The sequence below is a fragment of the Empedobacter brevis NBRC 14943 = ATCC 43319 genome, assembly GCF_000382425.1.
GTDB lineage: Bacteria > Bacteroidota > Bacteroidia > Flavobacteriales > Weeksellaceae > Empedobacter > Empedobacter brevis.
The window spans coordinates 40,015-65,935 of the sequence record NZ_KB908302.1 but is presented as its reverse complement, the minus strand read 5'-3'; the positions used below and the strand labels follow the sequence as shown (position 1 = coordinate 65,935).

Genomic DNA, 25,921 nt, shown 5'->3' with positions numbered 1-25,921 from the left:
CTCAATTGAGAATAGTAAAAAACAAAGAGATGAAAAAGTTAACGTTAATCATGACAGTTCTTGTTAGCCTGTCATCCTATTCATGTCACAAAACAGAAAATTCCAAAACAGCAGAGCCAGAAATCGATTACTCGACTGTAGATATAGGAAAACCTGTTGAAGCTACAAAACCAACTGAGTTAACAAATGCTGAAAAAGGAAAAGGATTGGTTGAAAAAGCAGACTGTTTATCATGCCATGCTGTTAATTCTAAATTAATAGGCCCTTCATACCATGATGTCGCAGGGAAATATACAACAGCAGATCGTGATGTACTTGCTTCAAAAATTATCGAAGGAGGAAAAGGAAACTGGGGAGATGTTCCAATGACTTCTCATCCTACGATCAGTAAAGATGAAGCTAGCCAAATGGTAGATTATATCTTATCATTAAAAAAATAAAAAGATTGACCACTTCTCTGTTTGAAAGGAGAATTTCAAAAAAATTTAAACTAATAAAAGAGATAAAAGTATTTTAATATGAACACAAAAACTGATTTAATTGGCGAAATGGTTGCAGAAGATTTTAGAACTGCTGCAATCTTTAAAAAACATGGCATCGATTTTTGTTGCCGCGGAGGAAGAACAATAGAAGAAGCATGCGAAAACAAATTATTGGATGCTGAAAAAATTTACCAGGAATTGGAAAATTTACCTGCTCAAACTGAAAGCAATATAGATTTTAAATCGTGGCCTTTGGATCTTTTAGCAGAATATGTGGAGAAAAAGCACCATTTCTATGTAGAAGAAAAAACACCTATCCTATTGGCATTTTTAGATAAGCTTTGTAAAGTACATGGCGAAAGACACCCTGAACTTTATGAAATCAGCAGACTTTTCAATGAGACAGCAAAAGAACTAAGCGCCCATTTAAAAAAAGAGGAGCTTATTCTTTTTCCTTTCATTAAAAAGATGACCAATGCAAAACGAAAAGGAGCTGAATTAGAAACGCCTGCTTTTGGAACAGTTGAAAACCCGGTACATATGATGGAACATGAACATACGGTTGAAGGCGATCGTTTGGAAAAAATTTCAGAATTGACCAACAATTATACTCCTCCTGCTGATGCTTGCAATACTTATCGTGTAGCTTTTGCCATGCTGCAAGACTTCGAAAATGATCTGCATACACATATCCATATCGAGAACAACATTCTTTTTCCAAAATCAATCGAATTAGAAAAAGAATTCAAATAGAATAAACACAAAAGAAATATTATTTTGATTTTCTGTTATAATCCTCATCTATAATTTTTAGTGGATTAATTCAAGTCCTGATGATGCTGTCATCGGGATTTTTTTATGATAAAAAATTAAATTACTTAGGTCCTAGCAATTTAATTTAAGAATAATTTCACATTTCTACATGTAACTTTTTGAGAAACCACGCGTCATATTTGTAAATAACCCTAAAAAATGAAAAAATATTTACTTCCTTTAATTCTTTGTGTAGCTGCAATTCAAGCCTATGCACAGCAAGAAATAAAAGGAGCTATCCAATATATCAATCAACAACCGGTCGCTTTAGCAGATGTTGTCATCTCTCAAGGAGATAAAATTGTAGATGAAATCTCAACTGACGAAAACGGACTTTTCTCTTCAAATTTGGAGAACGGAACGTACATTTTAAAAGTTGAAGAAGCCGGAATCCTTTTACATTCACAACAAATCATTATTCAAGACCACCAAGAAATCGGGGTTATTATTGTTCCCAAAAAAGAAACAGAAGTTTCATTAAATGAAGCAGTTGTCACCGGGCAAAAAAAATTAATTGAAAAGAAAGTTGATCGTCTTGTTTTTAATGTTGATCAGGCCGAAGGTGCAAAAGGAGGAAATGCTTTAGATGCATTAAAACTAGCTCCCCGTATTAAAGTTGATGAAAATTCTGACGCTATATCCATCATTGGAAAAGGATCAGTTACAGTTATGATTGATGATCGATTAATGCAAATGAGCAGTGATCAATTGGCTAATTATTTAAAAACTATTCGGGCAGAAGACATCGAAAAGATTGAAATTATTACAAATCCTCCTGCAAAATATGATGCTTCCGGAAACAGTGGAATAATCAATATTGTTCTGAAAAGTGCAAAAGGAGAAAGCTTGAATGGCTCTTTATCTTCAACTTATAATCAACAAAAATATCCAGGATACAATTTGAACGGAAACATCAATTTTAGAAAAGATAAATGGACTGTAACGGCAAACGTTTACAACGGATCAGGACGTTGGTACAACAAGTCAAACGAGAAAACTTATTATCCTGATGAAACATGGAGAAACAACGGAGTTAATAAAAATAAAAACGTCTATATCGGAGGAAAAATAGGTATCGATTACCAGATAAATAATAAACTTATCACAGGTTTTAATCTTGATTTAGCAAAAGGAGATGGTGAATACGATAATTTTTCAACGACAAATATTTTCAAAATTAATCAAGACCAACCTTATCGATACATCACAATGGATCGCAATGGATCTAATTGGGACTGGAGCTACCTTGGATTAAATTATCATATCATCAAGAAATTTGATACAGATGGAAAAAAATTAACGTTTGATTTTGATTACTCTAATAATCCTTTCTCAGAAGAGTCCAAAATAATAAGTAAAGAGTACAACAGTTCTTGGGAAGAAATAGCTAGTAAATACCAAAACAATATTTCTAATGCCGACCAAAAATCCAATCGTTATAATGCTAGTTTAGACATGGAACATCCTATCGATTCATGGAAAATGAATTATGGTACACGTTTACGTTGGGCAAAAGATGAAGCAGAAAATGAGCGTTATTCTAAAACCAACGCAAATGAAACAACTTATACCGATGGATTTCAATACAACGAAAACATCTATGCTTTGTATTATTCTATCGAAAAACAATTTGCAGAGAAATGGACAGCAAAAGCCGGTTTGCGTTATGAGCATGCAGAAGTAAAAGGATTAATTAAAAAAGAAAATTTTGAGTATTCTAAAAAGTTTGACGGTTTATACCCTACAGCTTACTTAATGTATCAAGCAACCGAAAATCATTCGTTTACTTTAAATTATAGCCGTCGTGTGGATCGTCCTTTCATTTGGTATTTAAACCCATTTGAAACAAAAGAAAATGATTACAATATTTCTGTCGGTAATCCTAATTTAACACCTTCTAACTCGAACAATTTTGAGCTGGAATATGCTTATAAAGATTTATCAGTGACAAGTATTTATTACCGAAATGCAAATGATATTTTTGAACAGATCAACATTTATAATCCTGAAACTAAGATAAACACTACGAAACCGTACAACATTGGAAAATCTTATAGTCTTGGAGTAAGTGAAAACTTAAATATAAAACCCACAAAATGGTGGAAACTAAATGCAACTGCAGATATTTTTTATCGTAAAACAACCAGTGAAATTCCAGAAATGAAAGACGTAGATGGTATAAACGGAGAGTTTAGATTAACGAATAATTTGGATTTGAATAAAAAGAAAACATTGTTTGCTAATTATTCTTTCAATTATTACACTAAAAGTTACGAAAATTTACAAACAACCGGAGATTTCATGCGACATAACATAGGACTTCGTGCCATGATTTTTGATAAAAAATTACAAGTTTCATTAAATGTAAGTAATCTATTTGAAAATAAAAATCCAAGTTATTCCTCAATTTCAAATGATATAAAAAACACAAAAGAATATACGGCATATAGAATGTTTCGTTTCGGAATTACCTATAATTTCGGAAAACAATTCAATATCGAACGATCAAAATCTAACCAAGAGCAAAGCGGAGGAAAAGGTTAGAATTTATTCCTGAATTTAAATCCCCTGAACATGAATTGTTCGGGGGTTTTTTAGTTGAATTCATTTTATCTTTTTTATAAATAACAAAAATTGTAATCTCAATATTATTTTTAATAAATTATTGATTATCTTTATTTTAACCACAAAACTGTTTTATGAAAAAATTATTTTATCTTTTAATTTTATGTTTTATAAATATAATTTCCTCTTGCTCTACTGAAGACTTTATAGATAAAGATTTTAATGAAAAGTCTAATTGGGAGTCCAAAAAAATTTCTTTTAAGGAATTTATAGACACCGAAAAAAATAATTTAACCTTTAAAAATATTGAAAAGTATTTTCCCAATTCTAAATCATCCTTTCCTGATTCATTAGATTGGGAAATAGACACAACTGCTATAACCAAAATTTCCACTGAGAACTTAACAACTTATACATTTGGTATTAAAGAACGAAATAATATTGAAGGGTTTAGAAACCTTGTTATAAGAAAAGAAAAAAATAAGACTATCAATTATCTTGTTCATTACCCTAATGGTGTAGATTTCATAAATAAAAGCTCTTCTAAAGCCATATTAGATATTATTGATTCTAATTTTCTATCAAGAAGTGTAGTATGCTACAAAGTTGTAATGGTACCTGTAAGCGGTTGTAGCTCTGGAACTTGTGAATGGGGATGGTATTTAGAAGAAACTGATTGCGGAAGCGGAAGCGGAGGCGGAGGCGGAGGCGGAAGCGGAGGCGGAAGCGGAGGGACTCCAACAAGTCCTACCCCTGGAGGAGATCAACCTTCTGATGGAGATGGAGCTCCTTCATTTAATACATTTCTTAATATGCTTACTCAACAGCAATTAGTATGGTTAAGCAAAACTGAAAACTCTTCTACAAGAAATAGTATTTATAACTACTTAAATAATGAAGGTTATCATGAGGATGCTTTAATGTTTTCTGTTTGGGCAATTGAGTATCTAATGAATAATTCAAATTATATATTTAATGACTTATTATGGATTCTTAATATAGATTTTGATTATCTAGAAAAGGAATATGTTATGTCTAATCCTTTAACTGTAGATACTGCAAACAAAATAATGAAAAGAAACGATATAGATTACACCACTAAATCGACTATAACAGGTTTATTTATAGCTTTTGAAACAGCTTATGAAAATCAGGCGCTAAATACTCTACATGAAAACCCTTTGTACATCTATTTTTTAAATGAATTAAAAAAGTATCTATCTTCAGTATCATATAATGCTACTGCAAAAATCTTTAGTTTAATGCATACTCTATATTGGGCAGCGAGTAAATCAACTGAACAAAATAAGATTAACTCATGGAATCTGTTAGTTATTGATCCTTTTAGGGATGTAGTTAAAAATAATGGAAATATAAATATGAATACAGAAACAATGTCATGGCGAGATATAATCATGATATGGTTATTTGAATTAGTTAATAATAATAATAATAATAATGCATCAAGAGAATTTGTATTAAATTTTGGAATATCCTCAAACGTAGTAAAAGGAACATCAATAATAGAAGGAATTAAGAATCATAATAATGGAAATGGTTCTGTTTCTCAAGCAAGAACAGAAGTACATAATAAAATTAAAGGAGGAATTAGTAATGGGAACGAGAGCTTCTTCTGGCATTTTAATACTCAAGCTTTATCTAACTTTATATCTAATCCTAACTATATGGAATTTACTCTAGGTTCATATAATACAAACATTAATTGGAATTCAATACAAAATTCCTATTCTATAAATTTCAATATAAAAAATATTACAGGATGGAACTCAGCAACAAGAGGTGTTCAAGGTACATTCATTATTCCTAATAAAGAAAGAGGACAAGGAATTCACTTAGGAGGTACAATAGCAGAAACTTTTAAATGGGCAGAAACGTATACTCCATAAATAAATAGATTATGTACAAAATATTAATAACCACAACTTGTATTTTAATTCTTACGTGTTTCATTTTCTTTTTTAGAATTATGATTAGTTGGGACAAAAAGATAGTTAGAAATAATAGTTTAATTTATTTACTAATCTTTGGATTTGTTACATTTATTTCTTTTCTTCTTACATTAAATTTTGAACCTGAAAATCCTAAGAATACTAAACAAATAGAATTATTGAAAAATTATACTCCAGACTTTCTCCATCGCGAGATACCACTCTCTTTTTATACAAATAGAGGATTTAGAGATTGGTATCGTTATCCTTTACCATATCCTTATTCCATTAATTGGGTAGATACACCTAATTATGGAGCTGAAATAATAGATGAACGAAATATTGATGATATAAATTTTAATGAAGAAGGTAAAATTAAGATAAATATAAAACCTATTCGATTATTTTCGTTTAATCAAAAATATTTAGTTGCAGGAGTTTCATCGGATGATAATTATAAAAAAGATTCATTAACATATATTATTTTTCACTTTGGTTCAAACAAAATAGAACAATTCAAAAATAAAATAGATTTAACTAAAAGAACAGATGAATTAAAATTTGATAGAGTAGATTCTATGGTTTCTCTAGAAGATTATGAAAATAAATTTCATTAAATAAAAAGTATCCTGATTATAAATTTAATTTAAATACTTCTTTAAAAAGTTCTATTAATAAACTGTTGTGTTTTTTGTTAATTTAAAAAACACAACAGTTTCAAAAATAAAAAATTCATTATTTATCCAAATTCACCAATAACCGTTTTAATAAAATGGCCAAATCTTCCTGTTCTTTCTTATTCAAAATTTCAATTGAATCTTTTGCTTCATCAAATCTTTTCTCAATTGCTTTATCTATAACTTCTCTGCCTTTTTCTGTAAGACCTGCCAAACTTATTCGTCCGTCATTTTCATCAGGTGCACGGTAAATCAATTCTAATTTTGTGAGACGGTTTAAAAGTGCCGTCATTGCTCCGGAAGTAAGCACAACAGATTTCATCAATTGTTTCGGAGATAATTGATAAGGAAAACCGGTACGTCTAAGCGTTGCCAAAACATCTAAATCAGTATAATAAATTTCATTCTCCTTTAAAACATGACTCGCTCTATTCTCAAATATTTTTCCCAATCTCATAATCCGTCCAACAATCTGCATCGCTTCCACATCCAAATCAGGACGTTCAACATTCCATTCTGCTACTAATGCATCAATTAAATCATTCTCTTTTTCCATTACACTTACTAAAAAAACAAAAGTACAACTTATCTTGATATCAAGATAAGTTGTACTTTTGTTATATATCTTTATATCAAGATATATTTTAAAAATCAAAAAAATGAGAATCATTCAGACTGAAAACATGTTGGCTCCAAATGGCCATTATTCCCAATGCATTGAACACAACGGTATTTTGTATCTATCGGGGCAATTGCCTATTGATCCGCAAACCAAGACGATTCCCAGAACAATTTCGGAACAAACCATTTTGGTTTTAAAAAATATAGCGTCTATTTTGCACGAAGCCGGAAGTGATAAAAATAATGTTCTCCAGGGTCGTATTTACATTCCTTCTATTAAGCTTTGGGATGAAGTAAACACTGTTTACAGTAAGTTTTTTGGGACGCATCAACCGGTAAGATGTATTATTCCTACGAATGAATTACATTATGGTGCATTGATCGAAATTGAAGTAACTGCAATCTTAAAACCCTAATGATGTACAAAAAAATAATGATTGAAACGCAAAAGCGTATAAAACCTTTTATTCACAATACACCTATTTTAACCTCTACTTTACTAAATGAAATGGTTGGAGCGAATTTATTTTTTAAGTGTGAAAACTTCCAAAAAATGGGTGCTTTCAAAATGAGGGGCGCTACTAATGCTGTCATGTTACTTTCTGAGGAGCAAAAACAAAAAGGAGTCGTTACACATTCTTCCGGAAATTTTGCTCAAGCTCTGGCTCTTGCTGCCAAAAGTCAAGGAATTGATGCTTTTATTGTGATGCCTGATAGCGCACCTCAAGTCAAAAAAGAGGCAGTAAAAGCATATAATGGAAAAATTATCGAATGTAAATCGACATTAGCAGCCCGAGAAAAAGCAGCAAAAGAAATTCAAGAGCAAAAAGGAGCGACTTTTATTCACCCTTCGAATGATCTACATGTTATTTTCGGTCAAGGTACAGCAGCAAAAGAATTATTAGAAACTCAACCGGATTTAGAGTATATCTTCGCTCCTGTAGGAGGTGGAGGTCTTATTGCCGGAACGGCAATCGCTGCCGAACATTTTGGAACAAATTGTAAAGTAATCGGAGGTGAACCCTTTGAAGCTGATGATGCTTTTCGTTCTTTGTTAAGTGGTCAAATTGAATCAAATGTTACCACAAATACGATTGCAGACGGATTAAAAACAACATTGGGTGATATTAATTTTCCTATTATACAAAAAGGTGTAGAAAAAATAATCCGCGTTACAGAAGAAGAAATAATTGCTGCGATGAAATTAATTTGGGAACGATTAAAAATTATTTGTGAATCTTCTTCAGCTGTTGCTTTTGCAGCTCTTATTAAAGAGAAAGAACGTTATAAAAATACAAATATCGGGATAATTATTTCTGGTGGAAATGTCAATTTAGACACATTGCCTTTTTAGAAAACCTCATCTGAAAAATAAAAAAAACAAGCCCCTAAAGTTTACGTTTTAGGGGCTTTATTATTTTGTGAGATTTCTTTTAAATCGAATAGTTACGATATCCAAAAATGGAGCTTCCAATACGAACCATTGTACTCCCTTCTTCTATTGCTATTTGATAATCACCGGACATTCCAATTGATAAAATCGAAATATTTTCGAAATTATTTTTCAAATATTCAAAATTAGATTTTAGCGTTTTAAACTCGTTTCTGATTTGATTTTCATCATCCGTGAATGTTGCCATTCCCATCAAACCTACAACTCTAATATGAGGCAAACTTTGAATTTCTTCCTGCATTATTTGGCGTATTTCTTTGTCATCTAATCCAAATTTAGTTTCTTCATCTGCAATAAATTGCTGCAATAACACATCAATTACCCGATTATTTTTTTGTGCTTGCTTATCAATTTCTTTTAATAATTTCAGACTATCAACTCCGTGAATCAAATGTACAAAAGGAGCCATGTACTTTACTTTATTGGTCTGTACATGTCCAATCATGTGCCAACGAATATCTTTTGGAAGAACTTCGTATTTATCGCACATTTCTTGTATTTTATTTTCACCAAAATCTCTGATTCCTGCTTCATAAGCTTCCTGTACATCTTCAACTGGTTTTGTTTTAGAAACCGCAACAAGTGTTACATGAGCAGGGATTGTCGGTTCAATTGTTTTTAAATTATCTTGAATACTCATTTTATTTTATTCTTTCAAATCAAATACGGCAAAACCACTCAATGGTTTTGGTTCGATATACGTACTTTTAGGAGGCATTTTAAGCCCTAAATCTGAGATCAATTGTAAATCCTTTACATCGACAGGATAGAAAGCAAATGCGGCCACATAATCGTGATGATCCACTTTATTCTTCAATGCTTCTATTCCTGCTTTATCACGCGTTCCGCATTCGTAATGAACACGTTTATCTTTTTTAGAATCTTGAATATTTAAAATTGGTTTCAAAACAGTTTCTTCAAAAATATAGGTATCCAATTCACTTAAACCTTCTGTATGAAGCAGATTATTCTTAACATAAAGGCTATAAAACTGACCATCTAAATACATTACCAAATGATGTTTTTTCGTGGGAACAGTTAGCTCCTCTTTTTTCGGAATAATTTCAAAATACGCTTCCAAACGCTGAATAAACTCTTCCGGTGATAAGCCATTCAAATCTTGAATCAAACGATTATAATCATTTATCATCAATTCTTTATTCGAAACCAGTAGCGCCAAAGTATAATTAAACGCTTCATTTCCGTATACCTTCTCTTTAGAAGATTCTGTTGCATATTTTGTATAACGTTCCGAACTTTCCATTCGATGATGTCCATCTGCGATATACAATTCGTCTAATTTTTCGATGGAATCTTTCAGTTGTTTCAAGTTTAATCGATTGTCAACTCTCCACAATAAATGTTGCGTTCCGTTAGCTTCTTCTATTTTCAGGATCGGTTTACGTTTCATCTCTGTATCTATCAACAAATCTACCCTTTGAGCAGGTGGATAGGTCAACAAAACAGGTTCAGCATGAAAATGAGATTCTTTTAAATATTCAGCAAACAATTCGACACGGCGTTCCAATGTCTCTTCGTGTTTTTTAATTTTGTTATTCCGATAATCTTCTATACTTACAAGTCCCAAAAGACCTTTTGTTTCTCGACCATCAGACTGGATAACCTGGTAGATATAGAATGATGATTTATCCTGAATCAAGATCTTCTTTTCAATAAATTCTTCCAAATTCTGGCGAACTTTTCTAAATCTGTCTTTCGAATCCGTGATCGATTCGTCCCACGTTGGTAAAATAATATGCAAGAAAGAATTTTCTCTTGTATTGATATAATAATCTACCTCTTCTTTCGAATATTGATTCACGGCAAGGGTCACAAACTCTTGAGAAGTTTCTTCTGTCGGACGAATTCCTTTGAATGGTTTAAATTGTGGCATTTCAAGTAAATTTAAATGGAATAAAAACCAAAATTATTTTCCGTAAATCTCTACGATTTGTGCTGCCAATTCTGTCCCTATTCTATCCTGAGCTTCATTCGTAGAACCTGCAATATGGGGAGACAAAGACAAAGCTTCGTTCATTAATAATCCCATTTCAGGCGTTGGTTCATTTTCAAATACATCTAAAGCAGCTCCTGCCACTTTTCCGGCTTCTATTGCATCAACCAATGCTTTTTCGTCTACGACTCCACCTCGCGCTGTATTGATTACAATTACGCCATCTTTCATTTTTGCAAATTCTTTTTCGCCTAAAATATATCCATTTTGTGCAGGAACATGTAATGAAATAAAATCTGCTTTTGTAATCACTTCATCAAAATCGACAGAAGTAATTGTAAAGTTCACTTTCTGCCCATCAAAAAATTCTAATTCGATATCATGTGTCGCCGGGAATTTATCATAAACTAAAATATTCATTCCCAAGCCAATTGCTTCCCGAATGACTTCTATCCCAATTCGACCAAAACCAATAATACCCATTGTTTTCCCTCTCAATTCGATGGCTTTTGCATACACTTTTTTCAATCCATTGAAATTAGAATCTCCTTCTAATGGCATCGTACGATTGGCATTATGCAAATGTCGAACGATAGAGAATAAATGTGCCATTACAAATTCTGCTACAGATTGAGAAGAAGAAGCAGGTGTGTTGATAACCTGGATTCCTTTGTTACGTGCATAATCAACATCAATGTTATCCATACCAACACCTCCACGACCAATAATTTTCAGGTTTGTCGCATCAATTAATGGTTGACGAACTTTTGTTGCAGAGCGCACTAAAAGTACTTCAATTCCATTGTTATTAATATAATTTTCTAATTGTTCTTGTGCTACATGAGCAGTTATTACTTCGAAACCTTTTGCTTCTAAAGCGTCTTGTCCTGCTTTAGAAATTCCGTCGTTCGCTAATATTTTCATTGTTTTATTGTAAAATGTAAATTGTAAAATGTATTAAGTCATTATTGTAGATACTACTTAATACAAAAAGATTTATCCAAATTGTTGTTCAAATTGTTTCATTACTTCTATCAGAACCTCTACAGATTCTAATGGTAAGGCATTGTACATAGATGCACGATAACCACCTACATCACGGTGTCCTGCTAAAGAAACAACTCCGGCTTCTTTCAACATCGCATCAAAATCAGCTTTTAAAATTTCATTATTCAATACAAACGTAGCGTTCATTTGAGAACGATCTTCTGTTGCAGCAGTTCCTGTAAACAATCCATTACGATCAATCTCATGATACATTGCATCTGCCTTAGCTGTATTAATTTTTGAAATCTCTTCTACTCCACCTTGTTCTTTCAGCCATTGTAAGTTCAGCATAACACCATATATCGCAATGACTGGCCAGGTATTGAAAGAAGATTCTTTTTTGATGTGGACATCATAATTTAGATAGTCAGGAATATTACGTCCTGTTTTTCCCAATAAATCTTTTTGAACAATTGCAACTGCAGAACCGGCAGGCCCCATATTCTTTTGAGCTCCGGCATAAATTACACCAAATTTTGATACATCGATATCACGTGATAAAATATCTGAAGACATATCACATACCAAAGGAACTGATGAAGTTGGGAATTCTTTCATTTGTGTTCCAAAAATCGTATTATTTGAGGTACAATGGAAATAATCTACATCTGCAGGAATTGGATATCCTTTTGGAATATAATTATAGTTTTTATCTTTAGAAGAAGCGATAACTTCTATTTCTCCAAAACGTTTCGCTTCTTTTATTGCATTCTCTGCCCATTTTCCTGTTTGTGTATAAGCAGCTTTTCCTCCTTCTCTTAATAAGTTATAAGCAACAGTAGGAAACTGCAACGATGCTCCTCCTTGCATGAATACTACATCATGTGTTTCCGGAACATTCATCAATTCTTTTACCAATGCTCTTGCAGTATCCATTACTTCTACAGCATCCTTTCTACGATGAGAAATTTCAAGGATAGATGTTCCCGAATTGTTGAAATCTAAACAAGCTTGTGCCATTTTGTCGAAAACGACTTGTGGTAAAATGCATGGTCCTGCACTAAAATTGTGAATTTTCATAAATTAAAATTGTTGTGTGTTTGTGTGTTTTTAATTGTAAACAAATATAGTAAATCAAATGGTGTAATTCGTGATAACGTGCTTTACTTTTGAACAGAATACAAACAAAAAACCCTAAACTGAAAAAGTTTAGGGTTTTTATATCTTCTAATTTAATTGTGATTTAGTATTGAACGAAATCTACATTCAATTCTTCTGCTTTTCTCTTGTAGTAACCATCTTCTAATTTACTACGAATTTCCGCAAACGAATTTAAAGTATATTCGATATGTTCATCCTCGTGAGCTGCAGTTGGAATAATACGGAAAATAATCATTCCTTTTGGAATTACCGGATAAACCACAACAGAAACAAATATTCCATACTCTTCACGCATTTCTTTCGCTAATACAGTTGCTTCAATAGGAGAACCGTTTAATACGATTGGTGTAACACAAGTATTAGAGCCTCCGATATCAAATCCTCTTTCTTCTAATCCTTTTTGAATTTTTTCTACGTTGTGCCATAACTTATTTTTTAGTTCCGGTTGAGAACGTAATAATTCAAGACGCTTTAAACCACCGATCACCATTGGCATTGTCAATGATTTTGCAAAAATTTGAGAACGTAAGTTATATTTTAGAATACGAATAATGTCTTTATTTCCTGCAATAAAAGCTCCGAAACCAGCCATAGACTTCGCAAAAGTAGAGAAGTAAATATCAATTTTATCTTGGCATCCCTGCTCTTCTCCAGCTCCGGCTCCAGTTTTACCTAATGTACCAAAACCATGAGCATCATCTACTAATAAACGGAATTTATATTCATCTTTGAAAGCAGCAATTTCCTTCAAAATACCTTGTTTACCAGTCATTCCGAAAACACCTTCTGTAATCACTAAAATTCCGCCTCCTTGTTTGTCAGCTAATTTACGCGCACGGGCAATTGTTTTTTCGAAACTTTCGATGTTGTTGTGTTGGTAAATAAAACGCTTACCAAAGTGTAAACGAACACCGTCAACGATACAAGCATGACATTCGGCATCATAAACAATTACATCGTTTTTAGATACTAAGGCATCAATTGTAGATACCATTCCCTGGTATCCGAAATTCATCAAATAAGCAGACTCTTTTTGAACAAAATCAGCCAATTCCTGCTCTAATTGTGCATGATAATCTGTTTGTCCAGACATTGCACGAGCTCCCATTGGGTAAGCCATTCCATATTCTGCAGCTGCATCAGCATCAGTTTTACGAACTTCCGGGTGATTAGCTAAACCTAAGTAATTATTGATTGACCACGTAATTACTTTTTTACCTTGGAATTCCATTACCGGTCCAATTTCTCCTTTTAACTGAGGAAAAACATAATATCCTTCACCATAATCAGCAAATTGACCTAATGGTCCAGGGTTTTGTTTTAAACGTTCAAAAATGTCCATTTTATTCTAGTTTAATTTTTTATTAATTGAAAAAAAGTAGAAAGTGAACAAACACAACCTACTTTATTATTTAATTTTTACAAATATACGTATTATTTTATTCGCTCTACAGTAGCACGAGCTTCTAAACCATTGAGCCTGCTATTTGTAAATCCTTCTTCTGCCATCCAATCATCACTAAATACTTTTGTCATATAGCGAGATCCATGATCCGGATACAAAATAACAACGAATGAATTCTCATCAAATTCACCTTCTTCTGCTAACTGTTTATAAGCTTTCGTTGCTGCACCTGAAGTATAACCTGCCATAATTCCTTCTTTCAAAGCAATTTCTCTTGTGCAATATGCAGCTTCTTCGTCCGTAACTTTTATAAATTTATCTACCATATCAAAATCTAAAGCTCCGGGAACTAAATTTTTCCCCATTCCTTCAATTCTATACGGATAAATTTCATTTTGATCTACTTTACCGGTTTCGTGATAACCTTTTAAAATAGAACCATATGCATCAACTCCGATAATTTTCACATCCGGATGTTGTTCTTTTATATAACGAGCACTACCTGTCAAAGTTCCCCCTGTTCCTGTACAACCAATCAGGTGAGTAATCTTACCTTCGGTTTGTTTCCAGATTTCAGGACCTGTTGTTAAATAGTGAGCTTCTGTATTCCCTTGATTAAAATATTGATTTATATAAAGAGAATTTGGCGTTTCAGCAGCAATACGTTTTGCCACCTCGTAATATGATCTAGGATCATCAGCAGGTACATTTGCAGGGCATAAAAATACTTTCGCGCCCATTGCTTTCAAAAATGAAATTTTTTCTGCTTTTGTTTTATCCGATACCGCTAAGATACATTTGTACCCTTTTACGATAGCAACCATAGCTACAGCAAATCCAGTGTTACCTGAAGTTGTCTCTACAATCGTAGCACCAGGTTTTAATAGACCTTTTCTTTCAGCCTCTTCTATAATATGTAAAGCTATTCTGTCTTTTGTTGAATGTCCAGGATTGTAACATTCTAACTTTGCATAAACTTCGCCTGGAATGTCTTGGTTAATTCTGTTTAATTGAACTAATGGAGTATCTCCAATTAACTCTAAAACGTTTTTATATTTACCAGTCATTTCACAAATATTCTTTTCTAACAAAAAGCAAAATTAAGGATTTTTTAATTAATTGTTAAAAGATTAACACGTAAAATTAATCATATTGCAATTTTTCCCTTTAATTCTTAGTATTACTCTTTATTAAATTAGTTAGTTATTTAAATTAAAAATATGTTCTAAAATCTTCTTATCAGTAGGAGTAAACTCTACTTTTCTTCTCTCCATCATTTTTTCTGCTGCTTCACATGCCCGCTCAAAACTAAATACAGGAGCATCTGATTGTCCTCCCCAACTATAATGTTTAATCATATTTGGTGGAAAACCTGATTGAAAAACGTTGGCACAAACACCAACAACCGTACCAGTATTAAACTGCGTATTTATTGCTGATTTAGCATAATCTCCCATAATCAAGCCACAAAATTGTAAACCGGTCTTTACAAATCGTTTTTCTTTGTAATTCCATAGTTTTACTTCTGCATAATTATTTTTCAGATTAGAATTATTTGTATCAGCTCCCAAATTACACCATTCTCCTAGTACAGCATTTCCTAAGAAACCATCGTGCCCTTTATTAGAATATGCCATTAGGATAGCATTATTTAATTCTCCTCCAACTTTACAATATGGCCCAACTGTACAACCTGGGTAAATTTTTGCTCCCATGTTAATTTTACCATGTTCACACAAAGCCAATCCTCCACGAATCATACAACCTTCCATAATTTCAGCCTCTTTGCCAATGTAGATTGGTCCTTCTGATGCATTCAAAATAGAAAATTCAACTTTGGCTCCTTCTTCAATAAATATTTTTTCCGGATGCAAAACGTTATTTGTTTCAGAAATAGGTTGTGAAGCTCTTCCTTTTGTCAAAATTTCAAAATCAAATTCAATCGCTTGAAAATTATAGGTAAATAAATCCCAAGAGTTTTTGATATGAATTATCTTATCAAGACTTAATATTTCTGATGTTATATGTGGAGATTCCTCAGTCGTTTTAACAGCTACAAGCCGGTCATTAAAAAGAATGGATTGATTTAATTCTAATTCTTTTATATAGTGGATTAATTCTGTGGTTGGAAAAAATGAAGGATTGATGAATATATTTTCTGATTGATAGTTGGTTGAAAATTTTTCTTCTAAATAAGATTGGGTCTGATAAGATATGGTTGTATTTAGAATTTTTTCCCAACGTTCTGCAAAACTTAAAACTCCCATTCGTAATGACGCTACTGGTTTTGTAAACGTAAGAGGCAAAAGATTTTCCCACTCTTCCCCATCAAAAAGAATTATATTCATTAATTAAGAATTTGTGCAAATTTAAAAATAATTCTCTATTAGCCTATACAATCAATCTAGTTTTATCCAATAACATGCCTAAAATAAATCATTCAATTTATTTGGTTGATGTAAAAAGGTCGCCGTAATTTTAGGCACATTTTAAAAAAACATTTTCATTTTGAAATCAGCTCCGATCCATTTTGGTTCAATCGCATATATATTAGACGATTACCTTGCAAAAAACACTTTTTCTTCTATCTTTTTCTTGGTAGATGAAAACACTCATGTGCATTGTTTACCAATTTTATTAGCCGATTTGGACAATATTTCTGCTTATGAAATCCTTGAAATTGACGCAGGAGAAGAAAATAAAAACATTGACACAGTAACAAATCTTTGGTTAGCTTTGAGTGAATTGGGTGCTGATCGTCATTCATTGGTTATTAATGTTGGTGGTGGTGTTTTAACGGACATGGGAGGTTTTATGGCTTCTACATTCAAGCGTGGAATCAAATTTATCAATATTCCAACAACCCTTTTATCAATGGTTGATGCTTCTGCCGGAGGTAAAAATGGGATTGATCTAGAAGGAATGAAAAACATGGTCGGAACATTTAATCAACCTGAAATGGTGTTGATTGACCCAAAATTTCTATTAACATTAGAACAACGCCAGGTAAAATCCGGATTGGCCGAAATGTTAAAACATGGTTTAATTAAAAACCGTGATCATTGGGATAACCTGGTTCAATTGCCTTCACATGATGCCAAATCTTTAGCTCCATTTATTATGGATTCTATCCATCTTAAAGAAAATGTTGTAGAGAGTGATCCATACGAAAAAGGTGAACGAAAAATTTTAAATTTCGGTCATACGATTGGTCATGCCATAGAAAGCGAGTCATTGGAAACTGATTTTCCTCTTTTACATGGAGAAGCAATCGTAATCGGAATGATTATTGAAACATTCCTTAGTTACGATCAGGAATTAATTTCTAAAATAGATTTAGAAGAAGTTTGCGAAAGTTTTTCTTCAATGTATGCTTTAAATACAATTGACATGAAAATTTTCCCTAACTTAATGGAATGGATGAAACACGACAAGAAAAATCAAAATAACTCTATCAACTTCAGTTTGATTAATAAAATTGGAAATTGTCGTTACGATGTCGTTTGTACTGAAGATGAAATCAGACAAGCTTTTGAAAAATACAATAAATGGATTGCTTAAAAAAATACCACTCTTTTTTCGTCACTGCGATGTTATTCAGCTTAATTGCTTCTTGTACATCTCAACACAAAAAAGATGAAGGAAAAAAAATTGAATCTTCAACTACAATTGCAATGAATGAGAAACCTCAATTTAAAGTAAACAAATCGGAAGAAGAATGGAAAAAAGAACTTTCTTCAGAGGAATATTATGTATTAAGAGAAGCTGGAACAGAGCGCCCTTTCACAGGAAAGTTTAACATGCACTTCGAAAACGGAGTCTATACATGTGCCGCTTGTGATGAAGAATTATTTTCATCTGGTTCAAAATTTGATGGACATTGTGGCTGGCCGAGTTTTGATAAAGAAATAGAAAAAGGTCAAATCATAGAACGTATTGATACTTCGCACGGAATGACAAGAACTGAAATTTTGTGTGGAAATTGCGGAAGTCATCTGGGACATGTTTTTGATGATGGCCCTACAGAAACAGGTTTGCGTTATTGTGTCAATTCATTATCATTGGATTTTAAACCTCAAAAATAATTCTCTAAAGCTGTTTCGACAGCTTTTTTACTATTAAATAATGTTATTCTAACTATTTTACCACTAAATCATTTATGAAAACACTTCGTATATTAATCGTTCTTATTTTATTGCTGTTGATTTATAACGGAATTTACAACTACAACCTCATGATCAATGTAAGAATGACAGACCGCCCGATAAATCCTTTGCGTTATATCTTTTTTGGTCTTTATTTTTTCTTAATTCTTTTGAATTTAATTGAATTCATCCGTGGAAAATTCACTTATGGTTCTTTAAAAAAAGTTTTCTATTACATGATTTTTGCAGGTTATTTGATCTGTATCTTTATGTTCAAATACAACGATTACCACATTCCAGGTTTACCACTTTTAGGTTATTTCACATTAGTCGGAATTACTTTGTTCATGTTAAATCAAATTATCAAAAACAAACCTATCTACAAGCGGGTAAAGAAATAAGGTAGCGAAATGAATTCAATTTCGGATAGAATTACATTCAAACAAATTAATCAATTGGCGATTCCAGCTATATTTTCCGGAATAGCTGAATCGTTAATCACATTAACCGACATCGCAATGGTTGGGAATGTAAAAGAATATTCGGTAGAAGCTCTTGCTGCCACAGGGCTGGTTGGATCTTTTTTAGCCGGAATTATTTGGATTGTCGCGCAAACCAAAACTTCAATTTCATCATTGGTTTCACAAAGCTTTGGAGCAAATAAAGTAGAACATTTAAAAACTTTAGTTCCCCAAGCCTTGTACTTCAATATTTTTTTGAGTATCATTATTTTTATTCCTACCTATTTCTTCGCCAAGAACCTCTTCGAACTCTACAACGCAAAAGATTTGGTGCTCCAATTTTCAATAGATTATTACAAAATTAGAGCTTTTGGCTTTCCTCTCACACTCATCTCATTGACTCTTTTTGGTGCTTTTAGAGGAATACAAAATACAATATGGGCCATGAAATGTAGCCTGACAGCTGCCTTCATTCATGTTTTTTTGGATTATATTTTGATTTTTGGAATCGATGGATTTATTCCTGCTTTTCATATCAAAGGAGCGGCTTATGCAAGTTTAATTGCTCAATTGATTATGGTTGTTATGGCATTTTATTATTATTTTACCAAAACTCCTTTTGGCTTACATCCCGGCAATGAGATTCATCCTCTTTTTAAGAAATACATCAATTTAAGTTTTAACTTCATCTTACGTACAGCTTCATTAAATGTTGCTTTTTTCCTTGCTAATTCTTATGCCACCGATTATGGAAAAGATTACATCGCTGCACAAAGCATTTTGATGAATATTTGGTTATTCTTTTCTTTTTTTATTGATGGATATGCCGGTGCCGGTAATGCAATGGCAGGACGATTACAAGGCGAACGAAATTACACTAAACTATGGTTGTTAAGTAAAGACATTTCTAAATACTCTGTTTTAATCGCTTTCGTTTTAATTGCAGTTTGTTTTACTTTTTACAATCAGATTGGCACCATTTTTAATCAAGATGCAAATGTCCAGAAAATTTTCAATTCTGTATTTTGGATGGTTTTATTGATGCAACCGATCAACACACTTGCTTATATTTTTGATGGTTTTTTCAAGGGAATGGGTGATGCAAAATTGTTACGAAACAATTTGATAATAGCTACATTTTTTGGTTTCTTACCAACCATCTTCTTAACAGATTTTTTCGAATTGAACATTTATGGAATTTGGATTGCGTTCGGCATCTGGATGTTACTACGTAGTTTTCCTTTAATGTATATTTTTAGAAAACGAGTTACAGCCGAATAAACTCAAAACAACAACTTCTTCTATCATTTTTTAATTTTTTTATAAAAATGATGCAACATCCTTTTACTTCTTGCGTCTATTCTATAAGAAAGGGTAATTCCTTGGGTTTTAAACACAGTAAGGAATTAAAATTAAACACATATGAAGTTTCAGAAAATTATTTTTTCATTCACTCTATTACTGTCTGTATTCACTTTAGCACAAAAGCAAAATACTGAAAAAAGATTAGACTCTCTTTTCAGTGCTCTTGCTGATCAAAACCAGTTTAATGGAAGTGTGCTAATTGCTGACAAAGGAAAAGTCATATATAAAGGAAGCAAAGGTTTTTCGAATGTCATCACAAAGGAAAAAAATAATCCTGCTACAGTATTTGAATTAGCTTCTTGCAGCAAACAGTTTATTGGGGCTGGAATAGCATTATTACATAGGGAAAATAAAATAAATTACACCGATGATATCTCCCTTTATCTCCCCGAGTTATCTAATTTCAAAGGGGTTACACTATATGATTTATTGAGACACACAAGTGGAATACCAGAATTCTTGGGTGAGTTCAGAGAAAATTGGAAAAATGAAAGAATTGCGACAAATGAAGATCTTATCGACTATTACGCAAAGAAAAAAGAAACATTGGAATTTTTACCCAATTCGAAACATAAATACAGCAATACAAATTATGCGTTCTTAGCCACAATAATAGAAAGAGTGAGCAAACAAGATGTTAATACGTATTTATCTGATAAAATTTTTGAACCGCTTAAAATGAACAGTACTTTTATTTACAACAGAAGGTTGAACCCTAAAAAGATTAAAAACTATGCATATGGATACTTCTGGATAAAAAATTCTTTTGAAAAAGCAACTGAAGACGATGCAAAAATCGGGAATATGATGTCCTACTATATGGACGGAATCGTAGGCAATGCAAAAGTAAATTCAACCGTTGAAGATTTATATAAATGGATGAACGCCCTTCAAAAAAATACTTTATTAAGTCAGGAAGAATTGAATGAGGTCATGAATATCTCAAAGACAGAAGATAAAAAAGACGTAAAATACGGATTCGGATTTGATGTTAGAAAAAGTGGAGATAATATGAGTTATGGGCATACCGGAAGTTGGGATGGTTATATAACATTTATGCACTATAATTCAAAAAATGACAGAACAATCATTGTTTTGAATAATTTTGAAAACGGCGTATATCCTTATACTACAATTCAGGAAATTTTAGATCATACACCATCTACGAATGAATTTGTAAAAAAGATAAATTTACCTAAAGAAGATATTAAAAAATTTACAGGCGAATACATTGATTTTAAAAATCCATCCGAAAAACATATTATCACCTATTTAGACAATCATCTGGTTTACAATACAGACGAAACAGATTGGGACATGCGTTTTTTTCCGACATCAACATATACATTTCAGGCGATAAGACATGGTGGTGCAGATGGGGTAATCACTTTCATAGAAAACGATGACGGAACAATGAAGATGGAAATGACACAAAATGGACAAAATATAGGAGGAGGAATCAGAAAATAACACAATAAACAATCCATATACCATGAATAAATTTATATTTAAACTGTATATGATAACTGTACCAATTTATGTTAAACGTAGATAAAACAAAATTTAGCGACCAAGCATTACTGAACCTGTGCATATCAGGTTCAGAACTGGGCTATTCTCAGTTTTATCATCGATTTTCAAAATCAGTTTTTAACACAATCTTTCGATTAATTACCAATCTTTCAGAAGCAGAAGATTTGACACAAGAGATCTTTATCTCGGTTTTTTCTGATTTGCAGAAATTAAAAAACATTGAAAATATTGGAGCTTGGTTGAATAGAGTCGCCATTAATAAATCGATTTCCCTGTTAAGAAAAAAGAAGATTTATTTTTCCGATATCGAAAGTGTTTCAATTATGGATGAAAGCGAAGAACAATTGAATGAAAAACAAAACTGGGACAATAAAGTAGATGAAATATTATTAGCAATAGACAGCTTACCTATCGAAACACGAACAATTGTCAACCTTTATTTATTCGAGAATATCCCGCATGAAGAAATTGCAAATCTGTTAGGAATAAGCCATACAACTGTAAGAAGCAAATATCATCGTGCAAAAAAGAAGATTTCAGAACTAATGCAACAAACAACTTTATCATGAGTGATGAATTAAAAAAATATGTGGATAAACATCGTGAGCTTTTCGATAACAAAGAGCCAAGTGATGAACTATGGAATAAAATTCGTACAACAATTCCTTCACCGCAACCAGCAACAATTCCAATTCGAAAAAAATGGAACGTAAAATATTGGGGTATAGCTGCCAGTACAATTATTTTGATTGGAACCGCAGTTTATTTTACCCAAAATAATCCAGCAATCAGTACTAAACCTATCGTTGTCAACAATTCAAAAAAGTCTTCTCGCCAAGAAAAGAAAGAAGAAAAAAAAGAAGTTATTGCAACAGAAGGTAAAGTAGCGAAAAAGCAAGACGTTATTTTAGTTAAAAATGAGGAAAAAGTTATCACAACAACGCCTCATCAGATTCAGGAAAATAACACTTCAAAAATTGATCATCAAGACCGTGAGATCATTCAACTTTTGGAAGATCAAAATTCTACAAGTAACCGAATCAATGCGATTGCTAAACTTGGAGAAGCAGGGACTTTAAGTGAACAAGAAATTTACATCTTAAAAGAGAGGGCTTTACATGATGAAAATACAATTGTGAGATTAAACGCAATTGAAGTTCTAACTTCAAAATTGTCTGAGTCATCTGTTGAACAAGAAATGACCTCCCTGTTCCTTGAGCAAGATAATCCGATGGTTCAGATGGAATTGATTGGTATTATTTCTCATCTGAACAAACAACCTAATCAAGAATTAATTTCTAAACTGCACGAAATAATCCTTAATCCTAAAACTCAACCATTTGTAAAAGATGAAGCTTATGCAGTATTATTAAAAAAAAGAAATCAAACAATAAAAACCGAATAATTATGATAAAAAAAGTATTATTAACGATGATGTCCATATTTACAATATCACTATACGGACAAGAGCAACTAACTTACAAACTTCCGATAAGTAAAGGTAAACTTCAAATTAATTTAGGTAAGGCTAAAATAGAGGGGTACGACGGAAAAGAAATTATCTTCTCTTACAGCAAAGAACGACATGAAACAGATGAACGTGCAAAAGGACTGCGAGCAATTAATGCAATGGGTCTGGAAGACAACACTGGCTTAGGAATTAATATTATTGAAAAAAATGGCGTAATTGAAGTGAATCAACTTCAAAGAATTAGTCCTCCGGATATTAAAATTCTTGTTCCAAAAGAAGTCGTTATAAAATTTGATCATGAATCACAATTTGGAGATAAAATTACATTTAAAAATATTGAAAATGAGATCGAAGTTTCAGCAAACTACAACGATTTAGTATTTGAAAATGTAACGGGACCTGCTACCATTCATAGTATTTATGGTAATATAACAGCTAAGTTTGGCGAAAGAATAAAAAGTCCGTTATCTATTGTTTCTATTTATGGAAAAGTAGATGTGAGTATTCCGAAGAATGTTAATGCAAATTTAAAAATCACAACAAAATATGGTGAAATTTTAGTTGATCCAAAATTACCTTTAAAAATGGAAACCAATTCGGATATGATAAGATACAACGATCAGCTAACTGCAACGTTGAACAACGGAGGGAATAATTTCAGTTTTAGATCAGATTATGAAACAATTTATTTAAGAGCCTTATGAAAACACAACTAAACATCTTTCTCTTTTTATTCTCAGTTGCACTTTGTGCTCAAAATAATTATAAAAAGACTTTTTCCATTCGGGACAAGGAAAATCTTATTTTGAAATTTGATTATCCACAATTAGTTAAAATTACAACTTGGGATCAACCTACTATTGAAATTTCCGGAAAAGTAAATATTTCAGACGGAGCACAAAACGCTTCTTTCGTTCTTACAGAAAATTCTAACGAATCCGGAAAAATTATTGAAGGAAAAATCGAGAATTACAGCGATTTACCTCAGCGCATTATTGCAATAAATGGAGATGAAAAAATTGCATTCAAATCGAAAGAAGAATTGAATTTGTACACGAAGAAATATAACGTAAATTTCCAAACAATACAGTATTCTGCATCAGTTGATATCGTACTTGAAATAAAAGTTCCGAAACATATAAAAACTCAAATTGAAGCAAAATATGGAACAGTTGAAATAAATCAGTTTAATGGACAAATCGTAGCAAAATCTACTTACGGAAGCGTGGATGCAAAAATAAATGAAAAGGAAATAGGAAAAATAAATGTTGAAAATTTTTATGGAAAATTCTATACAAATCTTACTTTACCCATAGAAACAGTTAAAAAAGATGATTTTCATACCATTATTACATCCTCAATTGGAAATGGTGTATTACAAGAATTTTCTTCAAAATATGGAAATGTATATTTAAGAAAATAAATTTAACGTTCTAAATCCCCTTCTCTATTGAACTAAATAGTAAATAATCATTATCGAAGCGTTTGAAATAAAAAAAATCCGACTCTTATTAAGGGTTGGATTTTTTATTGACATAGTGGATTAAATTATTTCAAAGTTGCTATCCAAAAAAATAATCTTCTACTCTTTCAATGATTTAAATTATTTTAAAATGCTATATCCCAAATTCCTGCGACTCGTTCTAAATCGATCAAGCTAGAAGCGCATTTAAAAAGTGTTTCCAAGTACTGATTTTGAACTTCGTTGTACGTACGTTGAGCATTTAAAACTTCTAATAAAGAAGAATTTCCCCTTTTATAACTATATTTTTTGGCTTCTAATATCAATTGAGCATTTTCCAGCAATCCGGAGTCAAATTGGCTCAATTGTTTTTTATAGCTTTCATACAATTTATATGCTTCCTTTACTTGAGTTTTAATTTCCAATTCAACCTGTTGATATTCCAATTCATTTTGTTTCAACTTTATTTGTGCAATCTTCAATTCATTATTCAATCTATTCGAAAATTTCAACGGAATACTAACTCCACCTTTAATTTGAGTAAATTGAGGAGTTTCAGCCTGTACATTTCGAATGGCTGTTGAATACTCTACACCCAATGATAGTCCTAAGTCAACGGCTCGATTTGCCTTAGCTAGCTCCACAACACGCTGATTGACATCTTTACGTTGTAGAAGAGCCAATAAATCGGTCCGATGATTCAATGCTTTTTCAATTAAATCCATCAAATTAAAATCTCGTTCAAAACTCTTTAGGTTACCAGTTGTCGAAAACAAATCTGTCTGTTGATTGATTCCCATAAAAAGTAATAGTCGGATTTTAGACGCTATAAAATCTGCTTCTGCTTGTATAATTTCATTTTTTAGAAATTGGGCTTCCAATCGACTTTGTCTTGCATCTGTTTCCGAAATTTCACCTAACCGGTACCTGATTTCATCTGAATTTGCAAGTTGATCCATCATCTCATAAGAATTCTTTTTTACGTTTAGTATTTCTCTTTGATAAATTGTCTGGATAAAACTAGCTGTCGCATCTGCTTTCAGATTTTTGAAATAATCAAGAAGAATTAACTTGGTCAGCTCTACTTCACTTTTAGTTAAATTAATTCGAGCTTTCCTTTTTCCTCCTAATTCTAGCGTCCATCCTAACTCTCCTGAATATCCGGTTCCCATTTGTCTTTTGTTCTGTCCGTTATCAAAATAACTAAACTCTACTTCAGGATCTATAAATGCTTTGGCACTCAAAACCTCTGCTTCAGCTATCTCTATATTAAAACGTTCTGCAGCATAAGCAAGATTATTTATTTGAACAGCTTCTATAAATTTTCTGTAATCCAATTTATCATCTCCCTGAGCAAATGATGGAGTATCAACAATGAATAAACTCCATACCAGTAATAGCCAATACTTTTTCATTT

25 protein-coding genes are annotated in these 25,921 nt (G+C 32.2%); 16 read left to right on the top strand and 9 right to left on the bottom strand.

Going from position 1 to position 25,921, the window contains the following annotated elements; genetic code table 11:
- Positions 1–29: 29 nt before the first annotated feature.
- From H277_RS0115470 to H277_RS0115450, 5 genes are all read left to right on the top strand, one after another.
- Positions 30–440 carry a c-type cytochrome gene (locus H277_RS0115470; protein ID WP_019976527.1) on the top strand — a complete coding sequence of 137 codons (411 nt, stop codon included), beginning with the start codon at positions 30–32 and terminating at the stop codon, positions 438–440.
- A gap of 78 nt (positions 441–518) precedes the next feature.
- Complete coding sequence (ric, locus tag H277_RS0115465) at positions 519–1,235, top strand: iron-sulfur cluster repair di-iron protein (protein ID WP_019976526.1); 717 nt, start codon at positions 519–521, stop codon at positions 1,233–1,235.
- Positions 1,236–1,454: 219 nt separating this feature from the next.
- Positions 1,455–3,839 (top strand): outer membrane beta-barrel family protein, encoded by a 2,385-nt coding sequence (locus H277_RS0115460; RefSeq protein ID WP_019976525.1) that lies wholly within the window; start codon positions 1,455–1,457, stop codon positions 3,837–3,839.
- Positions 3,840–3,994: 155 nt separating this feature from the next.
- Positions 3,995–5,767, top strand: coding sequence for a hypothetical protein (locus tag H277_RS0115455; RefSeq protein ID WP_019976524.1), 1,773 nt, complete (start codon positions 3,995–3,997; stop codon positions 5,765–5,767).
- Between the two features lie 11 nt (positions 5,768–5,778).
- Entirely contained in the window at positions 5,779–6,426 is a 648-nt protein-coding gene (locus tag H277_RS0115450; RefSeq protein ID WP_146810467.1) for a hypothetical protein, read from the top strand.
- Positions 6,427–6,544: 118 nt separating this feature from the next.
- Here H277_RS0115450 and H277_RS0115445 read toward each other — a convergent pair whose 3' ends face one another.
- The gene (locus tag H277_RS0115445; protein WP_019976522.1) at positions 6,545–7,042 is read right to left on the bottom strand and encodes a MarR family winged helix-turn-helix transcriptional regulator; all 498 of its coding nucleotides are present in this window, start codon (positions 7,040–7,042) and stop codon (positions 6,545–6,547) included.
- 103 nt (positions 7,043–7,145) lie between these two features.
- Between H277_RS0115445 and H277_RS0115440 the strand changes: the two genes are divergently transcribed.
- On the top strand, positions 7,146–7,523 hold the full coding sequence (locus H277_RS0115440) for a RidA family protein (protein ID WP_019976521.1): 378 nt from the start codon (positions 7,146–7,148) through the stop codon (positions 7,521–7,523).
- The gene (locus tag H277_RS0115435) at positions 7,523–8,461 is read left to right on the top strand and encodes a pyridoxal-phosphate dependent enzyme (RefSeq protein WP_019976520.1); all 939 of its coding nucleotides are present in this window, start codon (positions 7,523–7,525) and stop codon (positions 8,459–8,461) included. Before H277_RS0115440 ends, H277_RS0115435 begins: the two co-directional genes overlap by 1 nt.
- Before the next feature lie 79 nt (positions 8,462–8,540).
- Here the strand turns inward: H277_RS0115435 and H277_RS0115430 are convergent, their stop codons facing one another.
- From H277_RS0115430 to H277_RS0115400, 7 genes are all read right to left on the bottom strand, one after another.
- Complete coding sequence (locus tag H277_RS0115430; RefSeq protein ID WP_019976519.1) at positions 8,541–9,200, bottom strand: YggS family pyridoxal phosphate-dependent enzyme; 660 nt, start codon at positions 9,198–9,200, stop codon at positions 8,541–8,543.
- 6 nt (positions 9,201–9,206) lie between these two features.
- On the bottom strand, positions 9,207–10,454 hold the full coding sequence (locus tag H277_RS0115425; protein ID WP_019976518.1) for a DUF1015 domain-containing protein: 1,248 nt from the start codon (positions 10,452–10,454) through the stop codon (positions 9,207–9,209).
- Positions 10,455–10,487: 33 nt separating this feature from the next.
- Positions 10,488–11,438, bottom strand: a complete 951-nt coding sequence (locus tag H277_RS0115420; protein ID WP_019976517.1) for a D-2-hydroxyacid dehydrogenase — start codon at positions 11,436–11,438, stop codon at positions 10,488–10,490.
- Positions 11,439–11,510: 72 nt separating this feature from the next.
- Complete coding sequence (gene serC, locus H277_RS0115415; RefSeq protein WP_019976516.1) at positions 11,511–12,581, bottom strand: 3-phosphoserine/phosphohydroxythreonine transaminase; 1,071 nt, start codon at positions 12,579–12,581, stop codon at positions 11,511–11,513.
- A 163-nt stretch (positions 12,582–12,744) separates the two neighbouring features.
- Positions 12,745–14,004 (bottom strand): aminotransferase class I/II-fold pyridoxal phosphate-dependent enzyme, encoded by a 1,260-nt coding sequence (locus H277_RS0115410; RefSeq protein ID WP_019976515.1) that lies wholly within the window; start codon positions 14,002–14,004, stop codon positions 12,745–12,747.
- A gap of 92 nt (positions 14,005–14,096) precedes the next feature.
- Positions 14,097–15,134 carry a PLP-dependent cysteine synthase family protein gene (locus H277_RS0115405; RefSeq protein WP_019976514.1) on the bottom strand — a complete coding sequence of 346 codons (1,038 nt, stop codon included), beginning with the start codon at positions 15,132–15,134 and terminating at the stop codon, positions 14,097–14,099.
- A gap of 132 nt (positions 15,135–15,266) precedes the next feature.
- Positions 15,267–16,415 carry a GlmU family protein gene (locus tag H277_RS0115400; RefSeq protein ID WP_019976513.1) on the bottom strand — a complete coding sequence of 383 codons (1,149 nt, stop codon included), beginning with the start codon at positions 16,413–16,415 and terminating at the stop codon, positions 15,267–15,269.
- A gap of 160 nt (positions 16,416–16,575) precedes the next feature.
- Between H277_RS0115400 and aroB the strand changes: the two genes are divergently transcribed.
- From aroB to H277_RS0115355, 9 genes are all read left to right on the top strand, one after another.
- On the top strand, positions 16,576–17,628 hold the full coding sequence (gene aroB / locus H277_RS0115395; protein ID WP_019976512.1) for a 3-dehydroquinate synthase: 1,053 nt from the start codon (positions 16,576–16,578) through the stop codon (positions 17,626–17,628).
- Complete coding sequence (gene msrB, locus H277_RS0115390) at positions 17,616–18,152, top strand: peptide-methionine (R)-S-oxide reductase MsrB (RefSeq protein WP_019976511.1); 537 nt, start codon at positions 17,616–17,618, stop codon at positions 18,150–18,152. The genes aroB and msrB overlap by 13 nt, the downstream gene beginning before the upstream one ends.
- A 74-nt stretch (positions 18,153–18,226) precedes the next feature.
- A complete protein-coding gene (locus H277_RS0115385) occupies positions 18,227–18,613 on the top strand; it encodes a hypothetical protein (RefSeq protein WP_026357655.1) in 387 nt (128 codons plus the stop codon).
- Positions 18,614–18,622: 9 nt separating this feature from the next.
- A complete protein-coding gene (locus H277_RS0115380) occupies positions 18,623–19,954 on the top strand; it encodes an MATE family efflux transporter (RefSeq protein WP_019976509.1) in 1,332 nt (443 codons plus the stop codon).
- A gap of 141 nt (positions 19,955–20,095) precedes the next feature.
- Complete coding sequence (locus H277_RS0115375) at positions 20,096–21,508, top strand: serine hydrolase domain-containing protein (protein WP_019976508.1); 1,413 nt, start codon at positions 20,096–20,098, stop codon at positions 21,506–21,508.
- A 68-nt stretch (positions 21,509–21,576) separates the two neighbouring features.
- Entirely contained in the window at positions 21,577–22,140 is a 564-nt protein-coding gene (locus tag H277_RS19265; protein WP_019976507.1) for an RNA polymerase sigma factor, read from the top strand.
- Entirely contained in the window at positions 22,137–22,976 is an 840-nt protein-coding gene (locus H277_RS0115365; protein WP_019976506.1) for a HEAT repeat domain-containing protein, read from the top strand. The genes H277_RS19265 and H277_RS0115365 overlap by 4 nt, the downstream gene beginning before the upstream one ends.
- 2 nt (positions 22,977–22,978) lie before the next feature.
- Positions 22,979–23,746 carry a DUF4097 family beta strand repeat-containing protein gene (locus H277_RS0115360; protein ID WP_026357654.1) on the top strand — a complete coding sequence of 256 codons (768 nt, stop codon included), beginning with the start codon at positions 22,979–22,981 and terminating at the stop codon, positions 23,744–23,746.
- Positions 23,743–24,465 carry a hypothetical protein gene (locus tag H277_RS0115355; RefSeq protein ID WP_019976504.1) on the top strand — a complete coding sequence of 241 codons (723 nt, stop codon included), beginning with the start codon at positions 23,743–23,745 and terminating at the stop codon, positions 24,463–24,465. The genes H277_RS0115360 and H277_RS0115355 overlap by 4 nt, the downstream gene beginning before the upstream one ends.
- 185 nt (positions 24,466–24,650) lie before the next feature.
- Here H277_RS0115355 and H277_RS0115350 read toward each other — a convergent pair whose 3' ends face one another.
- On the bottom strand, positions 24,651–25,919 hold the full coding sequence (locus H277_RS0115350; protein ID WP_026357653.1) for a TolC family protein: 1,269 nt from the start codon (positions 25,917–25,919) through the stop codon (positions 24,651–24,653).
- Positions 25,920–25,921: the final 2 nt, after the last annotated feature.

Excerpts from the sequence above, each read along its gene's own strand:
- H277_RS0115375 (WP_019976508.1), top strand. The coding sequence starts at position 20,096 with ATGAAGTTTCAGAAAATTATTTTTTCATTCACTCTATTACTGTCTGTA.
- msrB (WP_019976511.1), top strand. The coding sequence starts at position 17,616 with ATGGATTGCTTAAAAAAATACCACTCTTTTTTCGTCACTGCGATGTTA.
- H277_RS0115455 (WP_019976524.1), top strand. The coding sequence starts at position 3,995 with ATGAAAAAATTATTTTATCTTTTAATTTTATGTTTTATAAATATAATT.
- H277_RS0115470 (WP_019976527.1), top strand. The coding sequence starts at position 30 with ATGAAAAAGTTAACGTTAATCATGACAGTTCTTGTTAGCCTGTCATCC.
- H277_RS0115420 (WP_019976517.1), bottom strand. The coding sequence starts at position 11,438 with ATGAAAATATTAGCGAACGACGGAATTTCTAAAGCAGGACAAGACGCT.
- H277_RS0115450 (WP_146810467.1), top strand. The coding sequence starts at position 5,779 with ATGTACAAAATATTAATAACCACAACTTGTATTTTAATTCTTACGTGT.
- H277_RS0115380 (WP_019976509.1), top strand. The coding sequence starts at position 18,623 with ATGAATTCAATTTCGGATAGAATTACATTCAAACAAATTAATCAATTG.
- H277_RS0115410 (WP_019976515.1), bottom strand. The coding sequence starts at position 14,004 with ATGGACATTTTTGAACGTTTAAAACAAAACCCTGGACCATTAGGTCAA.
- H277_RS0115360 (WP_026357654.1), top strand. The coding sequence starts at position 22,979 with ATGATAAAAAAAGTATTATTAACGATGATGTCCATATTTACAATATCA.
- H277_RS19265 (WP_019976507.1), top strand. The coding sequence starts at position 21,577 with ATGTTAAACGTAGATAAAACAAAATTTAGCGACCAAGCATTACTGAAC.
- H277_RS0115425 (WP_019976518.1), bottom strand. The coding sequence starts at position 10,454 with ATGCCACAATTTAAACCATTCAAAGGAATTCGTCCGACAGAAGAAACT.
- H277_RS0115350 (WP_026357653.1), bottom strand. The coding sequence starts at position 25,919 with ATGAAAAAGTATTGGCTATTACTGGTATGGAGTTTATTCATTGTTGAT.
- H277_RS0115435 (WP_019976520.1), top strand. The coding sequence starts at position 7,523 with ATGATGTACAAAAAAATAATGATTGAAACGCAAAAGCGTATAAAACCT.
- H277_RS0115460 (WP_019976525.1), top strand. The coding sequence starts at position 1,455 with ATGAAAAAATATTTACTTCCTTTAATTCTTTGTGTAGCTGCAATTCAA.
- H277_RS0115440 (WP_019976521.1), top strand. The coding sequence starts at position 7,146 with ATGAGAATCATTCAGACTGAAAACATGTTGGCTCCAAATGGCCATTAT.
- H277_RS0115355 (WP_019976504.1), top strand. The coding sequence starts at position 23,743 with ATGAAAACACAACTAAACATCTTTCTCTTTTTATTCTCAGTTGCACTT.
- H277_RS0115445 (WP_019976522.1), bottom strand. The coding sequence starts at position 7,042 with ATGGAAAAAGAGAATGATTTAATTGATGCATTAGTAGCAGAATGGAAT.
- H277_RS0115365 (WP_019976506.1), top strand. The coding sequence starts at position 22,137 with ATGAGTGATGAATTAAAAAAATATGTGGATAAACATCGTGAGCTTTTC.
- H277_RS0115385 (WP_026357655.1), top strand. The coding sequence starts at position 18,227 with ATGAAAACACTTCGTATATTAATCGTTCTTATTTTATTGCTGTTGATT.
- ric (WP_019976526.1), top strand. The coding sequence starts at position 519 with ATGAACACAAAAACTGATTTAATTGGCGAAATGGTTGCAGAAGATTTT.
- H277_RS0115430 (WP_019976519.1), bottom strand. The coding sequence starts at position 9,200 with ATGAGTATTCAAGATAATTTAAAAACAATTGAACCGACAATCCCTGCT.
- H277_RS0115405 (WP_019976514.1), bottom strand. The coding sequence starts at position 15,134 with ATGACTGGTAAATATAAAAACGTTTTAGAGTTAATTGGAGATACTCCA.
- H277_RS0115400 (WP_019976513.1), bottom strand. The coding sequence starts at position 16,415 with ATGAATATAATTCTTTTTGATGGGGAAGAGTGGGAAAATCTTTTGCCT.
- serC (WP_019976516.1), bottom strand. The coding sequence starts at position 12,581 with ATGAAAATTCACAATTTTAGTGCAGGACCATGCATTTTACCACAAGTC.